At 41.0% G+C, this 17,754-nt stretch carries 17 protein-coding genes and 2 rRNA genes; all 19 read left to right on the top strand.

What is annotated here, in order from left to right:
* Nucleotides 1-4 precede the first annotated feature (4 nt).
* A 5S ribosomal RNA gene (rrf, locus tag F7732_RS21035) occupies nucleotides 5-121 on the top strand.
* Between the two features lie 310 nt (nucleotides 122-431).
* Nucleotides 432-546: ribosomal RNA gene (gene rrf, locus F7732_RS21030) — 5S ribosomal RNA — on the top strand.
* A gap of 297 nt (nucleotides 547-843) precedes the next feature.
* On the top strand, nucleotides 844-1,305 hold the full coding sequence (locus F7732_RS21025; RefSeq protein ID WP_151575985.1) for a CtsR family transcriptional regulator: 462 nt from the start codon (nucleotides 844-846) through the stop codon (nucleotides 1,303-1,305).
* A gap of 22 nt (nucleotides 1,306-1,327) precedes the next feature.
* Nucleotides 1,328-1,876, top strand: a complete 549-nt coding sequence (locus F7732_RS21020) for a protein-arginine kinase activator protein McsA (RefSeq protein WP_151575984.1) — start codon at nucleotides 1,328-1,330, stop codon at nucleotides 1,874-1,876.
* A gap of 1 nt (nucleotide 1,877) precedes the next feature.
* Nucleotides 1,878-2,945, top strand: coding sequence for a protein-arginine kinase McsB (locus F7732_RS21015; RefSeq protein ID WP_151575983.1), 1,068 nt, complete (start codon nucleotides 1,878-1,880; stop codon nucleotides 2,943-2,945).
* A gap of 16 nt (nucleotides 2,946-2,961) precedes the next feature.
* Complete coding sequence (clpC, locus tag F7732_RS21010) at nucleotides 2,962-5,415, top strand: ATP-dependent protease ATP-binding subunit ClpC (RefSeq protein ID WP_151575982.1); 2,454 nt, start codon at nucleotides 2,962-2,964, stop codon at nucleotides 5,413-5,415.
* 257 nt (nucleotides 5,416-5,672) lie between these two features.
* On the top strand, nucleotides 5,673-7,052 hold the full coding sequence (gene radA / locus F7732_RS21005; protein ID WP_151575981.1) for a DNA repair protein RadA: 1,380 nt from the start codon (nucleotides 5,673-5,675) through the stop codon (nucleotides 7,050-7,052).
* Between the two features lie 2 nt (nucleotides 7,053-7,054).
* Entirely contained in the window at nucleotides 7,055-8,128 is a 1,074-nt protein-coding gene (gene disA / locus F7732_RS21000; protein WP_151575980.1) for a DNA integrity scanning diadenylate cyclase DisA, read from the top strand.
* A gap of 220 nt (nucleotides 8,129-8,348) precedes the next feature.
* A complete protein-coding gene (locus F7732_RS20995) occupies nucleotides 8,349-9,431 on the top strand; it encodes a PIN/TRAM domain-containing protein (RefSeq protein WP_151575979.1) in 1,083 nt (360 codons plus the stop codon).
* A 243-nt stretch (nucleotides 9,432-9,674) separates the two neighbouring features.
* On the top strand, nucleotides 9,675-10,376 hold the full coding sequence (gene ispD / locus F7732_RS20990; protein ID WP_066441637.1) for a 2-C-methyl-D-erythritol 4-phosphate cytidylyltransferase: 702 nt from the start codon (nucleotides 9,675-9,677) through the stop codon (nucleotides 10,374-10,376).
* Nucleotides 10,377-10,531: 155 nt separating this feature from the next.
* Complete coding sequence (ispF, locus tag F7732_RS20985; protein WP_151575978.1) at nucleotides 10,532-11,014, top strand: 2-C-methyl-D-erythritol 2,4-cyclodiphosphate synthase; 483 nt, start codon at nucleotides 10,532-10,534, stop codon at nucleotides 11,012-11,014.
* 61 nt (nucleotides 11,015-11,075) lie between these two features.
* Nucleotides 11,076-12,533 carry a glutamate--tRNA ligase gene (gene gltX / locus F7732_RS20980; protein ID WP_151575977.1) on the top strand — a complete coding sequence of 486 codons (1,458 nt, stop codon included), beginning with the start codon at nucleotides 11,076-11,078 and terminating at the stop codon, nucleotides 12,531-12,533.
* Nucleotides 12,534-13,027: 494 nt separating this feature from the next.
* Entirely contained in the window at nucleotides 13,028-13,675 is a 648-nt protein-coding gene (gene cysE, locus F7732_RS20975; RefSeq protein WP_151575976.1) for a serine O-acetyltransferase, read from the top strand.
* Nucleotides 13,675-15,078, top strand: coding sequence for a cysteine--tRNA ligase (gene cysS / locus F7732_RS20970; protein ID WP_151575975.1), 1,404 nt, complete (start codon nucleotides 13,675-13,677; stop codon nucleotides 15,076-15,078). The genes cysE and cysS overlap by 1 nt, the downstream gene beginning before the upstream one ends.
* Nucleotides 15,079-15,082: 4 nt before the next feature.
* Nucleotides 15,083-15,502 (top strand): Mini-ribonuclease 3, encoded by a 420-nt coding sequence (locus F7732_RS20965; protein WP_151575974.1) that lies wholly within the window; start codon nucleotides 15,083-15,085, stop codon nucleotides 15,500-15,502.
* A 1-nt stretch (nucleotide 15,503) separates the two neighbouring features.
* A complete protein-coding gene (rlmB, locus tag F7732_RS20960) occupies nucleotides 15,504-16,247 on the top strand; it encodes a 23S rRNA (guanosine(2251)-2'-O)-methyltransferase RlmB (RefSeq protein ID WP_151575973.1) in 744 nt (247 codons plus the stop codon).
* The gene (locus F7732_RS20955; RefSeq protein ID WP_151575972.1) at nucleotides 16,247-16,756 is read left to right on the top strand and encodes an NYN domain-containing protein; all 510 of its coding nucleotides are present in this window, start codon (nucleotides 16,247-16,249) and stop codon (nucleotides 16,754-16,756) included. The genes rlmB and F7732_RS20955 overlap by 1 nt, the downstream gene beginning before the upstream one ends.
* 70 nt (nucleotides 16,757-16,826) lie before the next feature.
* On the top strand, nucleotides 16,827-17,483 hold the full coding sequence (gene sigH / locus F7732_RS20950; RefSeq protein WP_066441614.1) for an RNA polymerase sporulation sigma factor SigH: 657 nt from the start codon (nucleotides 16,827-16,829) through the stop codon (nucleotides 17,481-17,483).
* A 90-nt stretch (nucleotides 17,484-17,573) separates the two neighbouring features.
* Complete coding sequence (rpmG, locus tag F7732_RS20945) at nucleotides 17,574-17,717, top strand: 50S ribosomal protein L33 (RefSeq protein ID WP_082851569.1); 144 nt, start codon at nucleotides 17,574-17,576, stop codon at nucleotides 17,715-17,717.
* The last annotated feature ends 37 nt before the right edge of the window (nucleotides 17,718-17,754 follow it).

Below are 17,754 nucleotides of genomic sequence, written 5' to 3'. Positions count from 1 at the left end.
ATAGTCCGGTGGCGATAGCGAGAAGGTCACACCCGTTCCCATCCCGAACACGGAAGTTAAGCTTCTCAGCGCCAATGGTAGTTAGGGGCTGTCCCCTTGTGAGAGTAGGACGTTGCCGGGCAACATGGAAAAGCACATCTATATGGATGTGCTTTTTTTGTCGTTAAAATTCTAAATTGAAGACGACTGTTTAACTTCGAGAAACATGGGAGGGTCAGTGCTTGTAGTTGGAATTGGAGAAAGGGCCTAAAATGCCGCAAGGTATAGTCTTAAGAATGTAAGTTTGCTTAATTTATCTTTTTGCCAAACTGTGAGGGAAGCGAGAAGCAAACAGGTCGAGGAATCGATTGAGGAAAGGCCGGAACGTACGTAGTTGGTACGTGAGGACCTTGACGAGTGAGATGACGAAGAGATGTGAAGTTTATCGATTTCCGAACGATGATAGCGAGAAGGTCATACCCGTCCCTCCCGAACACGGAAGTTAAGCTTCTCAGCGCCAATGGTAGTTAGGGGCTGTCCCCTTGTGAGAGTAGGACGCTGCCGGGCAACATGAAAAAGTACATCTGTTTAGATGTGCTTTTTTTGTATTTGAAATTCTAAATCTTGTAGTTGGATTTGGAGGAATGGACCGAAACGCCCGAAAGGTCTAGTTATTGGAAGAAGTATATTCATTCTATTTCTACTTTAACTTTAAAACATAAAATCAAACATTTCCTTCCTTTTTCGAGGTTTGAAGAACAAAAATTTAGGGGAAAATGTTTAATGCTAGTTCGTTGCAACCTATTACATAGATCATGTATAATATAAGTCAAATATAGTCAAAGTCAGATAGGGGGTGGCCGGGTGAGAAATATATCGGACATCATTGAAAACTACCTGAAACAAGTTTTGAACTTGAGCGAGCAGGAGATTGTTGAGATCAAAAGAAGTGAAATTGCAGACAAGTTTCAATGCGTACCTTCTCAAATAAATTATGTTATCAATACTCGGTTTACAATCGAGAAAGGGTATATGGTGGAAAGTAAAAGAGGAGGAGGAGGTTATATAAGGATCATGAAGGTGCAGTCTTATGATTACGCACATTTAATTGATCAGCTTATCTCCATAATCGATTCACGAATAGCCCAGAATAGTGCTGAAAATGTTATATACAGACTTGTTGAAGAAGAAATTGTCTCAAAAAGGGAAGCGAAAATCATGCTAAGTGTCATTGACAGATCGGTACTATATATAGACCTGCCCTATAGAGATGAACTTCGAGCACGTATGTTAAAAGCAATGCTTACAACCTTGAAATATAAATAAACAGCAGGTTGGAGGGGAACCAATGGTTTGTCAGGAATGCAATCAAAGACCAGCTACCTTGCACTTTACGAAAATAGTAAATGGCGAAAAAGCAGAATTTCAGCTATGTGAAAAATGTGCGGCAGAAAAAGGGGAGATGTTTATGTTCAACAATGGACAGAACTACTCCATCCATAATCTCTTGGCAGGACTTCTTAATGTACAGCCAGCTTATCAGGGCAACAGCCAAAATGCTTTTCAGAATGAAAAGGTCATTCAATGCCCTAATTGCTCTATGACATATAAGCAATTTATTAAGGTTGGCAGGTTTGGCTGTGCGGAATGCTATGAAACATTTAGTGAACAGCTTCCTCCTATTTTTAGAAGGCTTCATAGCGGGAACGAAACACATAATGGAAAGATTCCCGCCAGAATCGGAGGAAGTATTCATTTACGAAAGAATATCGAAGATCTCAAACAGAAAATGAAAGAATTTATTGCGAATGAAGAGTTTGAAGAAGCTGCCTTAACACGAGATGAGATAAGAAAGTTAGAAAAAGAGCTGAAATCCGCTCATGAGGAGGGAGAATAACTTGTCGTTGGAGCGTTTTATTAACCAGGCGATTAGCTCCTGGATGAGTACGGAGGGACCGGATTCAGATATAGTCTTAAGTTCTCGAATTCGGCTTGCTCGGAATCTAAAGCAATATAGATTTCCAACATTGTTTGAGAAGGATGAGGCTGAAGCCGTTATTGATCAAGTCAAAAAACGATTAGTGCATCCTGGAGAAATAGAAGATAAGCGCTTGGAATTGCTGCTTATGGATGAATTGCAGCCGCTGCAGAAAAGGGTATTAATGGAGAAGCATTTAATTAGCCCTCACTTAGCGGAAAACTCTACACATGGTGCTTGCCTGCTATCAGAAAGTGAAGAGATTAGTATCATGATTAATGAAGAGGATCATATACGCATTCAATGCCTATACCCAGGTTTTCAGTTATTAGAAGCATTGCAGATGGCTAATACAATTGACAATTGGCTTGAGGAAGAAATTGATTATGCTTTTAATGAAAAGGTTGGTTTTCTAACCAGCTGTCCTACCAATGTAGGAACGGGTATTCGTGCTTCTGTTATGATGCACTTGCCGGGTCTTGTATTAACACAGCAGATTAATCGAATTATCCCTGCAATTAATCAACTCGGTTTAGTCGTTAGAGGAATTTATGGGGAAGGCAGCGAAGCATTAGGGAACATCTTTCAAGTTTCAAATCAGATGACGTTAGGTAAATCCGAAGAAGATATTGCCGAAGACTTGAAAAGTGTTGTCAGTCAATTAATTTCACAGGAAAGGTCAGCAAGGGAAGCATTAGCAAAGACTTCTAACATACAATTAGAAGACAGAGTTTTCCGTTCATATGGGACTCTCCTGAATTGCAGAATCATTGAATCAAAAGAGGCGGCACGCTGTTTGTCTGATGTTCGCCTTGGCATTGATATGGGATACATTGAAAATGTATCTGAAAATATTTTAAATGAGCTTATGATTTTGACTCAGCCTGGCTTTTTACAGCAATATGCTGGCGGACCTTTAAGACCACAGGAAAGGGATATCCGCAGAGCAACACTCATTCGGGAAAGATTACAAATGGAAAGCAAATAGTTGGGAGGATAATCATATGATGTTCGGAAGATTTACTGAAAGAGCGCAAAAGGTACTTGCATTAGCACAAGAGGAAGCAATCCGCCTTGGACATAATAATATTGGAACAGAACATATCCTGCTCGGTTTGGTTCGAGAAGGAGAGGGAATTGCGGCAAAGGCATTATATGCTCTAGGACTTGGTTCTGAGAAGATTCAGACTGAGGTAGAGAGTTTAATTGGACGAGGACAGGAAGTCTCACAATCACCGCATTATACGCCAAGAGCGAAAAAAGTAATTGAATTATCAATGGATGAAGCAAGAAAGCTGGGTCACTCCTATGTAGGGACAGAACATATTCTCCTTGGGTTAATTCGTGAAGGGGAAGGTGTTGCTGCACGTGTACTAAATAACCTGGGCGTCAGCTTAAATAAAGCGAGACAGCAAGTGCTTCAGCTTTTAGGAAGCAATGAATCTGGAGGCCATCAGGGCGGTGCATCAGCAAATGCCAATACCCCAACTCTTGATGGATTAGCGAGAGATTTAACTGCGATTGCAAGAGAAGGAAGTCTTGACCCTGTTATTGGGCGCAGTAAAGAAATTCAGCGAGTCATTGAAGTGCTTAGCCGCCGTACAAAAAACAATCCTGTTTTAATTGGTGAACCAGGGGTTGGTAAAACAGCAATTGCTGAAGGATTAGCACAGCAAATTATCAATAATGAAGTGCCAGAGACACTGCGAGATAAAAGAGTTATGACACTAGATATGGGTACTGTTGTTGCGGGAACAAAATACCGCGGTGAATTTGAAGATAGATTGAAGAAAGTAATGGATGAAATTCGCCAGGCCGGAAACATTATCTTATTCATTGATGAACTTCACACTTTGATTGGTGCTGGTGGTGCAGAAGGTGCCATTGATGCTTCAAATATATTAAAGCCGTCCCTTGCGCGCGGTGAATTGCAATGTATTGGTGCTACAACGCTTGATGAATATCGCAAGTACATTGAAAAGGATGCAGCACTTGAACGCCGCTTTCAGCCGATTACCGTTGATGAGCCGACGTCCGATGAATCTGTTCAGATCCTGAAAGGATTAAGAGACCGTTATGAGGCGCATCACCGTGTAACCATTTCAGATCAGGCAATTGAAGCTGCAGTTAAATTATCGGATCGTTATATTTCTGACCGTTTCCTACCAGATAAGGCAATTGATTTAATTGATGAAGCTGGTTCAAAGGTAAGATTGAGATCTTATACGACTCCTCCAAACTTAAAGGAACTTGAAGTTAAGCTTGAAGATGTCCGCAAAGAAAAGGATGCAGCTGTACAAAGCCAAGAATTTGAAAAAGCAGCATCATTGCGTGATACAGAACAGCGTCTGCGCGAACAGCTGGAAGAAACCAAGAAAACTTGGAAAGAGAAGCAAGGCAAAGAAAATAGCGAAGTAACGGTTGAGGATATTGCACATGTTGTAGCTAGCTGGACAGGAATTCCAGTTTCTAAGCTGGCAGAAACAGAAACGCAAAAATTGCTTAATTTAGAAGAAATTCTTCATTCCCGTGTCATTGGACAAGAGGAAGCTGTTAAAGCAATCTCTAAGGCTGTGCGCCGTGCACGTGCAGGATTAAAAGATCCTAAACGTCCAATCGGATCATTTGTGTTCCTTGGACCAACAGGAGTAGGGAAAACAGAATTGGCAAGAGCGCTGGCAGAGGCTATGTTCGGCGATGAAGATGCAATGATCCGCATTGATATGTCCGAGTACATGGAGAAGCATTCTACCTCTCGTTTAGTGGGATCTCCTCCAGGTTATGTTGGCTATGATGAAGGCGGCCAGCTGACAGAAAAGGTGCGCAGAAAGCCATACTCTGTTGTCCTGCTCGACGAAATTGAAAAAGCACACCCAGATGTATTTAATATTCTTCTGCAAGTATTAGAGGACGGAAGACTGACAGACTCAAAAGGCAGAACAGTTGACTTCCGTAATACAGTCTTAATCATGACTTCAAATGTTGGAGCAGAAGCTCTAAAACGCAACAAGTATGTAGGTTTCAATGTTCAAGAGGGAGATCAGGATTACAAAGATATGAAAGGAAAAGTAATGGAGGAGCTGAAAAAAGCATTCCGTCCAGAATTCCTGAACCGTATTGATGAAATCATTGTTTTCCACGCACTAGAAAAGAAACATCTGCAGGAAATTGTTTCGCTCATGTCAGATTCATTGACTAAACGCCTGCAGGAACAAGAAATCCAGCTGGATCTTACTGAAGCGGCTAAGACAAAAATCGCGGAAGAAGGTTATGATCCGGAGTATGGAGCAAGACCATTGCGCCGGGCAATTCAAAAGCATATTGAAGATCGTCTTTCTGAAGAGCTTTTAAAAGGAACTGTATTAACAGGTCAAAATGTTGTCATTGATGTCGAAGATGGCGAGTTTACCGTTAAGACAGCTGAAGCTAGCGGGACTGCAAATTTAAATAAGGCATAAGTTTATTGAGGTACACGAACGAATTTTCGTGTACCTTTTCTATAAGTAATATCCTTCTAATGACTTCAGTAATAATGATGCTGATCTGATCGTCCTTCCTTCCTTCCTTGTCCTCCTGTTTATCTTTTTATCTCTTTAGTTCTCTTTCCATAGTCTGTCTGTTATAGTTATAAATCATCAATAAGTATTTAACTGGAATCAATGATAATTGTTATATTTGTGAAATATATATAGAAGTATGGAAGAAGGGGAAAGTAATGGCAAAACGGAAAACGAAATTTATGTGTCAGGAATGCGGATATGAATCACCAAAATGGATGGGGAAATGTCCAGGCTGCGGTGAGTGGAATAAAATGGTGGAGGAAGTTGAAAAACCCGCTAATTCAAGAAGAGGAGCATTTGCTCACTCTCAGGGAATGGCAACAGCCTCGAAAGCTACTCCGATTACGACAATTGAAACGATATCAGAACCGCGGGTACTGACAGAATCACAGGAATTAAATAGAGTACTTGGAGGCGGTGTTGTTAGGGGATCACTCGTTTTAATAGGAGGAGACCCAGGGATCGGGAAGTCGACCTTGCTCCTTCAAGTCTCTTCACAGCTTGCGAAAAAGAACCACTCGGTTTTATACATATCCGGGGAGGAGTCGATGAGACAGACAAAACTGAGGGCAGACCGCCTCAGTATTACGTCTGAGCAGCTGCTTGTTTACTCTGAAACAAGTCTTGAAGAAATCAGCAGAACCATTGAACAAACCAGCCCTGCCTTTGTGATCGTTGATTCTATTCAAACGATTTACCATCCTGAGGTTACCTCGGCTCCGGGAAGCGTTTCACAAGTACGCGAGTGTACGGCGGAATTAATGAGAATCGCTAAAACAAAAGGGATTGCTATCTTTATTGTTGGCCACGTAACAAAAGAAGGCTCGATTGCTGGACCCCGTTTATTAGAGCATATGGTGGATACCGTTCTTTATTTTGAGGGGGAGCGCCATCACACATACCGGATTTTGCGTGCTGTGAAAAACCGATTCGGTTCTACAAACGAAATGGGCATTTTCGAAATGAAGGAAATGGGACTTGAAGAAGTGGCAAATCCGTCTGAAATTTTTCTCGAGGAGAGGTCTGAAGGGGCAGCAGGCTCCACGGTGGTTGCTTCAATGGAAGGAACTCGTCCGGTTTTAGTGGAAATTCAAGCGCTAATTTCACCGACGAGCTTTGGGAATCCAAGAAGAATGGCAACAGGAATTGACCATAATCGAGTTCCTTTATTAATGGCGGTTTTAGAAAAAAGAGTTGGTCTTCTTCTTCAGAATCAAGACGCATATTTAAAAGTTGCCGGCGGTGTAAAGCTCGATGAACCGGCCATTGACTTAGCGGTAGCAGTAAGCATCGCCTCAAGCTTCCGGGATAAACCGACCCGTGCAACCGACTGCGTCATTGGAGAGGTAGGGTTAACCGGTGAGGTCCGCCGCGTGTCCCGAATCGAACAGCGTGTTCAAGAAGCTGCAAAGCTTGGTTTTGAAAGAGTGATCCTTCCCGCCAATAATATTGGAGGCTGGCAAGCTCCTGCTGGTGTTCAGCTAATAGGTGTTAATTCAGTTAGTGAGGCATTAAATGAAGCACTAGGGAGGTAAATATGGAAGCAAAAAAAACGGACGAAAAAAAGATCACCAAAGTCCTTCGGTTTATGGCGCCTGGAACACCAATCCGTGAAGGGATTGAAAATGTTCTGCGAGCCAATACGGGAGGGTTGATCGTCTTAGGCTCCAAAGAGCAGACAGATGGAATTGTAGAAGGCGGTTTTCAGATTGATTGTCCGTTTACTCCCAGCTACTTATATGAGCTGGCCAAGATGGATGGAGCTATTATTTTGAACGAGGAAGGAAGTCGTATATTAGTAGCGAACGCTCAGCTTGCGCCAGACCGGGGCATCCCTTCAACCGAAACAGGTATGCGGCACCGTACGGCTGAGCGTGTTGCTAAGCAGACAGGTGCCCTGGTTATTGCAGTATCGCAGAGAAGAAACGTCATCACTCTTTATCAAAGCTCTTTGCGTTATGCCCTCCGCGACATAGGCGTTATTTTAACAAAAGCAAATGTAGCTGTACAAACACTTGAAAAATATAAGGCTGTCCTTGAACAAAGAATAACAGATTTAAGTATGCTGGAATTTGAGGAAGGGGTTACTTACGCTGATCTTGTTAATGTACTGCACAGTGTATCCATGGTGTTCAGAATTAAAAATGAACTGCTGACATTCCTGTGTGAACTCGGCACAGAAGGCAGGTTAATTCGGCTGCAAATGGATGAACTCTTGACTGAAATAGAAAAAGAGGCTGAGTTTATTATTAAGGATTATGCTTTTTCACCCAGTATGAATGCAAAAGAAGTACTTGATTCTCTTCAGCGCATTTCAAATGGGGAAAGAGCAGAGGATAGTGTCATATTAAAACTTCTTGGTTATCAGGGCTACATTCATTTAGAAGAGATGAAGCAGCCAAGAGGATACAGAATGCTAAATAAAGTAGCAAGGATGCCATCCATTATTATCGCAAATTTAATAGAACAATTTCAGGAGCTGTCAAATATTATGGGTGCTACCATTGAAGAGTTAGATGATGTTGATGGCATTGGCGAAGTAAGAGCAAAAAAAATTAAAGAGGGCTTAAAGCGTATTAAAACACAAGTTTTTTTAGATAGACATGTATAGAGACCATTGAACTATAAATTTGGTTGTGCTAAAATGTTTGGTTATTATTTGACACCTTATGATGTGAGGTGCTAACCTAGTGGTATACCTTTTTAACTGGAAAAAGTTTAAGGTGAATTAGTTTTTCAGAATAACATTTGTGTTACAAAAATAAAATTATCTGTAATAGAAGGTTTCGATTTGGAAAATTTGTTTATAATGAGTAAAAGGAGGTGAGGGAATGTTAAAACGTATTGTACAGGCATGCTTCCTTATTACTGGAGTTACGCTTGGAATCTTTTTAATTCCTCAATTATTATCGTTTATTGCATTAGATGGAGTTGCTTTATTAAATAATCCATATATGTCCGCTGTGTTAGGTGCCATTATATTTTATCTTATTACTTTTTGGGCGGTTGATTATGTTGTCAACTTTGTGCGCTGGACAGAGGAGTCGCTCGTTAAGGTTCCCATTACGGATATAATCTTTGGAAGTGTAGGATTAATAGTTGGTTTGGTAATTGCATTCCTTTTTGGATATGCATTGACAGCCATTGAAGTGCCGATTTTAAATACAGTTGCACCGATTGTATTGACACTGCTATTTGGATATTTGGGCTTTCAGGTAGGGTTTAAGAAGCGGGATGAACTATTAACATTATTTACAAGTAAGAAAAAGAAAGCGGTTGAAGAAGATTCTGAAAAGGCCGCGCCTAAGACACTGAAAATCTTAGATACAAGTGTTATTATTGATGGCCGTATTGCGGATATCTGCCAAACAGGCTTTTTGGAAGGAACGATTGTGATCCCGCAATTTGTTCTCGAGGAACTGCAGCATATCGCAGACTCATCTGACGTGCTTAAACGAAATAGAGGACGCCGCGGTTTAGATATACTCAACCGTATTCAAAAGGAGCTTTCCATTAAGGTAGAAATATATGAAGGTGACTTTGAAGAAATTCAAGAGGTAGACAGCAAGCTTGTTAAACTAGCTAAAATATCTAATGGTGTTGTCGTCACCAATGATTTTAATCTTAATAAAGTATGTGAATTGCAAAAGGTAGCTGTTCTTAACATTAATGATCTTGCAAACGCTGTAAAACCAGTTGTTCTTCCAGGCGAAGAAATGAAGGTGCAAGTCATTAAAGATGGAAAAGAGCAAAACCAAGGTATTGCTTATTTAGATGACGGAACGATGATTGTCGTTGAAGAAGGACGCAATTATATTGGAAAACATATTGATGTTCTGGTTACAAGTGTTCTCCAAACCTCTGCAGGTAGAATGATATTTGCGAAACCCAAACTATTAGAAAAAGCATTATAATATTAACATGACTGATAGAGCTGTTTGCTAACAGCTCTTTTCAAATTGTCGGGAATTAAAAAGGCAGATTGCGTCATTTTAGAGGAGTTACTTAAAAAGATCCTATAAGTTTTAGGAGCATCAGCAGATAAAACAGAGAATTATAAAGGATTGCTGTTTTGCTCTCTTTCTAGTGAATTGATTATCTGATAGAATGATGATGTTATAAAAGGTAGATACTGACCAAATGGATAGGAGATTACGATGGGTTATGAAGTGATCATTCCTGCGGCCGGGCAAGGTAAAAGAATGGAAGCGGGTAAGAACAAGCTGCTGCTCGAGCTTCGGGAAGTCCCTGTGCTTATACATACATTAAAGGTGTTTGAACAAGATCGAAATTGTAAAGCGGTACATCTTGCAATCCACCCGGATGATGAACAGGAAATGAAAAAGCTCTTGCGAAAATATGGGATTAAAAAAGTTGCGTCTCTTATCTATGGCGGAAAAGAACGCCAGCATAGCGTGTATCATGTGGTGAAGGAACTAAATGGGGAAGGCATCGTTTTAGTGCATGATGCAGCAAGGCCATTTGTTGAAATAGACGCCATTAGCCGCTTGGTAGAGGCAGCAGAAGAAACAGGTGCCTCTATTTTAGCTGTGCCTATGAAGGATACCGTGAAAAAAGCAAATGAAGGCTTGGTTTCAGAAACGGTTGAACGGGCATCGCTATGGTCTGTCCAAACTCCTCAGGCATTCCGCCTGCCTATGCTGCTTGATGCACATGAACGAGCTGCAAGAGAAAGCTATGTCGGAACAGATGATGCAAGTCTGGTGGAACGAACTAATGGCAATATCAAAATTGTTGAAGGCAGTTATGACAATATCAAGCTGACGACACCAGAAGATCTTTACTTTGCTGAAGCTATTATGAATAAGAGAATGCAAGGGAAGAAGAAAGGCAAATAGGGAAACTGGTGTCTGGTTTTCCGCTTATTCCTCTAAAGTAAGTTCGTTTTTATTAGAGTCTTTCGCCGTAAGGCAGCAATAGGATAGAGGAAGACCCTGCTGCTTTACAGAGTATAGACATCTTAAGGCATATTTCTAACAAGGAGTTGAATGGAATGTTTCGTATTGGACAAGGATTTGATGTACATCAGCTGACAGAGGGAAGACCTCTTATTATCGGCGGGATTGAGATACCATATGAAAAAGGATTATTAGGACATTCGGATGCCGATGTACTATTGCATACAGTAGCCGATGCCTGTTTAGGTGCAATTGCAGCTGGGGACATCGGAAAACATTTTCCTGATACAGACCCTGAATTTAAGGATGCTGACTCTGCTAAACTTATGCAGCATGTTTGGGCTCTGGTTAAAGAAAGAGGCTTTGAGCTTGTAAATGCGGATTGTACGATCATTGCCCAGATGCCCAAGATGGCTCCGCATATTGATAAAATGCGAGAAAGAATTGCATTCTTGCTCGAGACAGAGATTGAGAATATCAATGTAAAGGCAACTACAACTGAGAAGCTTGGTTTTCCCGGCAGAGGTGAAGGGATTGCATCACAGGCGGTTGTGTTATTAAAAAAGCGCGAAAGCTAATGGCGCATTAGCAGCTTAGAGAAAATACGAAAATGAAGTAAAAAAATAAGGAGGCACTATGATGTCAAATAATATTCGTGTCCGTTATGCACCAAGTCCAACGGGACATTTACATATTGGAAATGCACGTACAGCTCTATTTAATTATTTATTTGCACGCAGTCAAGGCGGGAAATTTATCATTCGCATTGAAGATACTGATAAGAAGCGTAATATCGAAGGCGGAGAAGAGAGCCAGCTTAAATATTTAAATTGGCTTGGAATCGATTGGGATGAAAGTGTAGATAAAGAAGGAGAGTATGGTCCTTATCGTCAGTCTGAAAGAAATGACCTTTATCAAAAATATGCTCAAGAATTGCTGGAGAAGGGCCATGCTTATAAATGCTACTGCACAGAAGAAGAACTGGAAGCAGAGCGCGAAGCACAGATGGCAAAAGGTGAAAATCCAATTTACTCTGGAAAGTGCCGCAATCTAACGGAAGAACAAAGAGCAGCACTAGAAGCGGAAGGCAGAAAGCCAAGCATCCGATTCCTTGTTCCCAAAGGGGTTGTATACTCTTTTGATGACATGGTAAAAGGACAGGTATCGTTTGAATCAGATGGAATTGGTGATCATGTTATTGTGAAAAAGGATGGCACTCCAACATACAATTTTGCAGTAGCGGTTGATGATCATCTTATGGCCATCTCACATGTTCTGCGCGGAGATGATCATATTTCAAACACACCAAAGCAGTTAATGATTTATGAAGCTTTAGGCTGGGAGCCTCCTGTTTTTGGTCATATGACTTTAATTGTCAATGAAAGCCGTAAAAAATTAAGCAAGCGGGATGAGTCTATCATTCAATTTATTGAGCAATATGAAGAGCTTGGCTATCTACCTGAAGCTCTCTTTAACTTTATTGCACTGCTTGGATGGTCGCCTGCTGGAGAAGAAGAAATCTATAGTAAAGAACAATTTATTGATTTATTTGACGCAAGCCGTCTTTCTAAATCCCCGGCGCTGTTTGATAAACAAAAATTAACATGGCTGAACAATCAATATATGAAAACGATTGATCTGGATCGACTTGTCAGCCTGTCTCTGCCGCATCTAGTGAAAACTGGAAAGGCAGAGGAACAGCTTTCCCCAGAGAAGCAAGAGTGGGTGCGAAAGCTCATTGCTTTGTACCAGGAAAAAATGAGCTTTGGTGCTGAAATCGTCGAAATGTCTGAACTATTTTTTACCGAGGAAATGAATATAGAAGACGAAGCAAAAGAAGTGCTCTCAGGCGAACAGGTACCTGAAGTGTTAAATGCATTTTTAGGTGAAATTGAAAACCTTGAGTCATTTGCGGCTGATGGAATTAAGGCAGCTATGAAGGCTGTGCAAAAGCAGACAGGACAAAAAGGGAAAAATTTATTTATGCCGATACGTTCTGCAACAACAGGCCAGACACATGGTCCGGATCTGCCGCAGGCAATTGAGCTTTTAGGTAAAGAAAAAGTAAAAACCAGAATCATGAGCATTTTAGGTTAACATATTGGGGAAAATGTAATATAGTAAATATAATTAAAAACAATTTAAAGCGTGGAAGAGGAAAAGTAGGGAAATGAAGCTTTTTAGAGAGAACCATCACCGGCTGAAAGTGGTTCAGGCCTCTCATTTTTTGAAGTGCCCCTCTGAGCCCTGTATCGAACGATAAGATAGCTCTTTAGAAAAGAGTGCTGTAGATATAGGCGGAACCTATCCGTTACTAGGCTAAAGTTGAGGCATGATCGTTCAATCGATTAGTCTAAACAGAGTGGAACCGCGGGTAAAACGTCTCTGTCATTTGACAGGGGCGTTTTTTATTTTGATCAAAGCAATGGAATGATAGCTGAGGAGTTTTTCCATGTTTGTCTTTTACTCCTCAGCAAATGGCAGCAGTATTCAGCTTCCTGATTTACACGCGCAATATTTCAAGACACACGGATAATATTTCCCGGAAAATACTATTCGAGAAAAGCAAATCGCCCAGAGGAGGGGTGTTTATGTTTAAGCGAATGAAAGAGGACATCGAAGTGGTGTTTGAACAAGATCCCGCTGCACGAAGCAGTTTGGAGGTCATCTTAACGTATTCAGGTTTGCATGCTGTTTGGGCACACAGACTTGCTCATAAGTTTTACAAAAAGCGGTTTTATTTCCTGGCAAGAATGATTTCACAGCTCAGCCGGTTCTTCACAGGAATTGAAATTCATCCTGGTGCAAAAATAGGAAGGAAATTCTTTATTGATCATGGGATGGGTGTTGTTATTGGAGAAACATGTGAAATCGGTGATAATGTAACAGTTTTCCAAGGAGTAACATTAGGCGGAACAGGCAAGGAAAAAGGCAAGCGGCATCCGACCATTTTGGATAATGCGCTTATTGCGACAGGAGCTAAAGTGCTGGGCTCGATTACGATAGGGGAAAATGCAAAAATCGGGGCTGGTTCAGTTGTGCTTCACGATGTCCCTCCTAATTCAACAGTGGTTGGGATTCCGGGACGAGTGAAGGTGCAGGACGGTGTGAAGATCAAGGATTTAAATCACACTGATTTGCCGGATCCGCTTTTTGACCGAATGAAAGAAATAGATGAGGAACTTTTAGCCTTGAAAAATGAATTAGAGTTGTTAAAGAAAGAAAGGAGCAAAGTATAATGGCTATTCAGCTTTATAATACAATGACAAGAAAAAAAGAACCGTTTATTCCTTTAGAGGAAGGGAAAGTGAAAATGTATGTATGCGGACCGACGGTTTATAACTATATTCATATAGGGAACGCCCGTCCGCCAATTGTTTTTGATACAGTGAGAAATTATTTAACATATAGAGGCTACGATGTACACTATGTTTCAAATTTTACCGATGTTGACGATAAGTTAATACGTACAGCGAAAGAATTGGGCGAAGAAGTGCCGCAAATTGCGGAGCGTTTTATCGATGCTTATTTTGAAGATGTAACAGCTCTAGGGTGCAAACGAGCAGATGTTCACCCTCGTGTAACTGAGAGCATGGATATTATCATTGAGTTTATTCAAACGTTAATTGATAAGGGCTATGCGTATGAATCAGAAGGAGATGTATACTTCCATACACGAAAATTTGATGGGTATGGAAAGCTTTCACATCAATCTATAGATGAACTTCGAGTTGGTGCTCGGATTGCAATTGGTGAAAAGAAGCAAGATGCACTGGATTTTGTATTGTGGAAATCTGCCAAAGAAGGCGAAATCAAGTGGGATAGTCCTTGGGGGCAAGGACGTCCAGGCTGGCATATCGAGTGCTCGGCAATGGCGAAAAAATATCTGGGAGATACGATTGATATTCATGCTGGCGGCCAAGATCTTTCATTCCCGCATCATGAGAATGAAATCGCTCAATCGGAGGCTTTAACAGGAAAAACCTTCGCACGCTACTGGATGCATAATGGCTATATAAATATTGATAATGAGAAGATGTCGAAGTCATTAGGTAACTTTGTCCTTGTGCACGATATTATTAAGAAGCATGATCCGCAAGTATTAAGATTTTTTATGCTTTCCGTTCACTACCGCAATCCAATTAATTACAACGATGAACTTCTCGAAAACACAAGAGTTGGATTAGAACGCATCCGTACTTCATATGAAAACTTAAAGCACCGCAAACAGGCTAGTGCAGAACTGACTGATCATAATGAAGAATGGCTGCAAAAGATCAGTCAGCATCATGAAGAATTCATTACTGCAATGGACGATGATTTTAATACTGCAAATGCTATATCTGTTCTATTTGAACTTTCTAAACTTGCGAACTACTATCTGATGGAGAAAAACACTTCTGCAGCTGTGATTGAAGCATTTTTAAAGGAGTTTGAAGATTTATTCTCCGTTTTAGGCCTTTCACTTGAAAAAGAACAAGAAGAACTGCTTGATGAGGAAATTGAACAATTGCTGGAGCAGAGAATTCAAGCAAGAAAAGACCGTAACTTCCAGCTGGCAGACGATATTCGCGACAAGCTAAAGGAAATGAATATCATTCTTGAGGATACAGCTCAAGGGACCAGATGGAAGAGAGGCTGAACAAATGCTCAGCTACAGTGAAAAATTAGATGAAAAACAATTAAATAGTCTTGCGCTTGCCTATATGGGAGATGCTGTTTATGAGATATATGTAAGAAGGCATCTTTTGCAAAGCGGAAAAGTAAGACCGCATCAGCTTCATAAAGAAGGCACACGATATGTGTCAGCAAAAGCGCAAGCCCATGTCATACATGGTTTTCTAAATGAAGGCCTGCTTTCAGAAGAAGAGGAAGCAGTTGTGAGAAGAGGAAGGAACGCTAAGTCAGGAACCATTCCTAAAAACACGGACGTCCAAACCTACCGCTACAGTACAGCGTTTGAAGCGCTGATCGGTTATTTATATTTAGCAGACAGAGAGCAGCGGCTTGAGGAATTAATACAAGCCGCATTCCGCTCCGTCGAACTTAAGGAAGGAGGCAAATAGAATGAGTCAGGATTTTATCATTGGTAAAAACCCGGTTATAGAAGCGTTAAAATCGGATCGGGATATTAATAAAATTTTTATAGCTGAAGGTTCCCAAAGCGGCCAGATGCAGCAAGTGATCGGTTTAGCGAAAACAAATGGCGTGCTTGTTCAATTTGTACCGAAAAAAAAGCTGGATCAGCTTGTTGAAGGAACACATCAAGGAGTTGTAGCGGCTGTAGCAGCTTATCAGTATGCAGAGGTGGACGAGCTTTTTGCTCGTGCTGAAGCAAGAAATGAAGATCCTTTCTTCCTGCTGCTAGATGAAATTGAAGACCCGCATAATCTTGGATCAATTATGCGAACAGCTGATGCTGCTGGAGCACATGGTATTATCATTCCGAAAAGAAGAGCAGTAGGGCTGACGGCAACTGTAGCGAAAGCATCAACGGGAGCCATTGAGCATATACCAGTAGCGCGTGTGACCAATATGGCAAGAACGATCGATGAATTGAAAGAACGCGGTGTGTGGATTGCAGGAACAGACGCATCCGGAAAACAAGACTACAGACAATTTGATGGAACCATGCCACTGGGCTTAGTAATCGGAAGTGAAGGAAAGGGAATGGGCAGGCTGATTAAAGACAAATGTGACTTTTTGCTAAGTTTACCGATGGCTGGACATGTGACATCTTTGAATGCATCTGTTGCTGCAGCGCTGCTTATGTATGAGGTATACAGGAAACGTAATCCTGATGTACGATAATGGATATTTTGATTGTAGACGGTTATAACATAATTGGCGCCTGGCCAGAGCTGGATGAGCTTAAAAAGAAGGATTTAGCTTCCGCCAGGGACAGGCTAGTGGAAAAAATGGCTGAATATCAAGGCTATACTGGGTTTCGGGTCATTATTGTGTTTGACGCGCATTTTGTAAAAGGAACGGAAAAAAAGTATAAAAACTATAAAGTGGAAGTTATTTTCACGCGGAATAACGAGTCTGCAGATGAACGAATTGAAAAGCTTGCGAGTGACCTGAATAACATCCGGACGCAAATTCATGTGGCTACTTCTGATTATACGGAGCAATGGGTGATTTTTGGCCAAGGTGCTTTACGGAAGTCAGCCCGTGAGCTGCTCAATGAGATGAATGTCATTGAAAATAAAATTCAAAAAAAGGTCAAAAAAATCCAAGAGAAAAGACCGTCTTCTAAAATTGCTCTTCCGGAAGAAGTGGCAGAAATTTTTGAAAAATGGCGCCGAGGGAAGGAATGAGCGGTTGACGCTTGAAAAAAATGTACTGTATAATATTTCTATCCATGCTTGTACGGTCGGAGGGATCTTAGTGAGTACTGACTTCAAGACGAATGATGATAACAACATTGCCTTTTTGGAGCTTGAGGATGAAGAGCTGATTGAATTGGTGCATAAGGGTGAGAGTCAAGCGTTAGATTACTTGATTCATAAGTATCGCAACTTTGTAAGAGCAAAGGCAAGGTCCTATTTTTTGATTGGTGCAGATAAGGAAGATATTGTACAGGAAGGCATGATTGGTCTTTATAAAGCGATCCGTGATTATAAAGGCGACAAATTATCTTCTTTCAAAGCATTTGCAGAACTATGTATTACCAGACAAATTATTACCGCCATCAAAACAGCCACACGGCAAAAACATATCCCTTTAAACTCATACGTATCTTTGGACAAGCCTATTTATGATGAGGAATCAGACAGAACGCTGATGGACGTCATATCTGGTGCAAAGGTGATGGACCCAGAGGAACTGATCATCAACCAGGAAGAGTTTGACCAAATTGAAGTCAAAATGTCCGAGCTGCTTAGTGACCTGGAACGAAAGGTTCTTGCTCTTTATTTGGATGGGCAGTCTTATCAGGAAATATCTGAAGAATTAAATCGTCATGTTAAGTCCATCGACAATGCACTGCAGCGAGTTAAACGCAAGCTGGAGCGCTATTTGGAAGTTCGAGAGTTTTCCTTATAAATATAATTTAGAATTTTGCAGTTATTGACATCATTTGTCGCCCATGGTACAGTTTTAAAGACGTAAATGAAAGTGTAGCAGGTGGAGACTATGCAGAAAAAAGCCGTTTTAGCGTGTTCACAGTGCGGAAAGAGAAACTATTCGACGTCTGCAAGCAAAGATGGAACACGGCTGGAATTCAAGAAGTTTTGCAGCACATGCAGTGCGCATACAGTACATCGAGAAACAAAGTAAGCGTAGAAATGTGCAGTAACTTATACAAGAATGATTC

The organism is Bacillus mesophilum, from assembly GCF_008923265.1.
Lineage (GTDB): Bacteria > Bacillota > Bacilli > Bacillales > Cytobacillaceae > Cytobacillus > Cytobacillus mesophilum.
Note: the sequence above shows the minus strand (reverse complement) of the source record. Positions and strands in the feature narration are given on the sequence as shown.